At 65.8% G+C, this 1,901-nt stretch carries 2 protein-coding genes; one reads left to right on the top strand and one right to left on the bottom strand.

What is annotated here, in order from left to right:
• Positions 1–143 precede the first annotated feature (143 nt).
• On the bottom strand, positions 144–536 hold the full coding sequence (sepF, locus tag AB0D67_RS39065; RefSeq protein ID WP_362947485.1) for a cell division protein SepF: 393 nt from the start codon (positions 534–536) through the stop codon (positions 144–146).
• Positions 537–727: 191 nt separating this feature from the next.
• Here sepF and AB0D67_RS39070 point away from each other — a divergent pair, with 191 nt between their 5' ends.
• Entirely contained in the window at positions 728–1,516 is a 789-nt protein-coding gene (locus tag AB0D67_RS39070; protein ID WP_362947488.1) for a PhzF family phenazine biosynthesis protein, read from the top strand.
• The last annotated feature ends 385 nt before the right edge of the window (positions 1,517–1,901 follow it).

The following is a 1,901-nucleotide window of genomic DNA, read 5'->3' on the forward strand; positions in this document are numbered from 1 at the left end:
CACAAGGACGACACGCTACACACCAGAGATCACAAAGTGATGCTGGAGTATTAGCCGTACTCGGCCGCCGGGTTGCGCACGCCGCGGGACACGAACGTGCCCGGAGGCGGCGTGACGCCTCCGGGTACGTTCCAAAGACCGGATCAGCCGGTGGTGATCTCCACGTCGGCGGGCGCCAGCAGGAAGACCTTCTCGGCGATGCGCTCGATGCGGCCCTCGCAGCCGTAGGCCAGGCCCGCCGCGAAGTCGACCATCCGGGTGGCCTCGGCGGTGCTCATGCAGTTGACGTCCATGATGACCGTCTGGCCGTCACGGAAGTGCCGCCCGATGAGCGGCGCGTCGTTGTACTTGCGCGGCGTCAGCATCACGATCTGTGAGGGCTCGCTCGTCGAGCGCCAGCGCCTCGCCGCGCGCTCCGACGCGGACTGCCAGTCCTCGCCCTCGCCTTCGACGTCGTCCACGTACTCGTAGGACTCGTCGTAGTCCTCAACATCGCCCAGGCCAAGGTATGTCGCCACCTTGCGCACTGCCCCCATCGGCTCGTCCTTTCCTACAGGACCACGCCGCAGCCGGCTTGTCCCTCCACCTTGGACGGTAACCGACGAATTGGAGTTCGCCGCGCGACACGCCCAGGGCTTATTCCCACTTTGTACGGCTAGCGCACTGGTCCACCCGACCCACATACCCACTTCTGGGCGGATATTGCCTCACGACTAGCATTATGGACATGCGCATCTACACGGTCGATTCATTTACCGACCAGCTTTTCAAGGGTAACCCGGCAGGGGTCTGCCTACTCGACAATCCGGCACCGGACGCCTGGATGCAGGCCCTCGCCGCGGAGATGCGGCACTCCGAGACCGCCTTCCTCCTCGGAGGAGCGGCCGGCGAGCCGTACTCGCTCCGCTGGTTCACTCCGGCGACCGAGGTGGCCCTGTGCGGACACGCCACCTTGGCGACGGCGCATGTCCTGTATTCCACCGGAACGGTGCCGGAAACCCTGAAGTTCGCCACGAAGAGCGGAATCCTTGCCGTGACCAGGGACGAAACCGGTCTGATCACCATGGACTTCCCCGCCAAGCCCCTGGAGGAGGCCGACCCGCCGGAAGGGCTGACGGAGGCGCTGGGGGTAACTCCCCTGTGGATCGGCCGGAACGTCTGGGACTACCTCGTGGAGGTGGAGTCCGAGGACGCCGTACGCGCCGCCTCCCCCGACTTCCCCGCGCTGGCGGCCGTCGACGCCCGAGGGGTCATCGTGACCGCCCCGGCGGCTCGTCCCGGCGTCGACTACGTCTCGCGGTTCTTCGCCCCCAGGGTCGGCGTCCCGGAGGATCCGGTCACCGGCTCGGCCCACTGCGCCCTGGCGCCGTACTGGACGGCCAAGCTGGGCCCGGCGACCCTCGTCGGGGAGCAGCTCTCCGAAAGGGGTGGGGTGATGCGCACGACCGTGTGCGGGGACCGCGTCGAACTGTCCGGCCGGGCGGTGACCGTCCTCTCGGGCGAACTCCACGCCTGAAAGCCCTAGCGCGTCATCCGGGATCCCTTCCCAGGAACCTCCGCGCTTGAGGCCTCGGATGCTTCCCGGATGTCCCGGTGTGTCGGCTGAGGTCGCGGCACTTCCCGAAGGCTCCGAGGCGCCGGCTTGGACTCCCGGTCATGCCGTCCCCATCCGACTGGAGTAATGGCCCCCACGGCTCGTACCGAACCCACCCGAATGTGCGCCGCGCACGGACACTCGAAGTCTGAGAATCACGATTAAAAGCGACGAAGAACCATGTGCGCTGAAAACGCGCTTCGCCCGAAGGCGAAAAAGCGCATATGAAATACAATAAAAGGGTCGACAAAAACGAAAAGGGCCGTTCTCTGACGAAGCCAGAGAACGGCCCTTCCCATGAAAGATT

This window comes from Streptosporangium sp. NPDC048047 (assembly GCF_040653115.1).
Taxonomy (GTDB): Bacteria; Actinomycetota; Actinomycetes; order Streptosporangiales; family Streptosporangiaceae; genus Streptosporangium.

Bases quoted from the DNA above. Each gene is read 5' to 3' on its own strand.
- AB0D67_RS39070 (WP_362947488.1), top strand. From the start codon at position 728: ATGCGCATCTACACGGTCGATTCATTTACCGACCAGCTTTTCAAGGGT.
- sepF (WP_362947485.1), bottom strand. From the start codon at position 536: ATGGGGGCAGTGCGCAAGGTGGCGACATACCTTGGCCTGGGCGATGTT.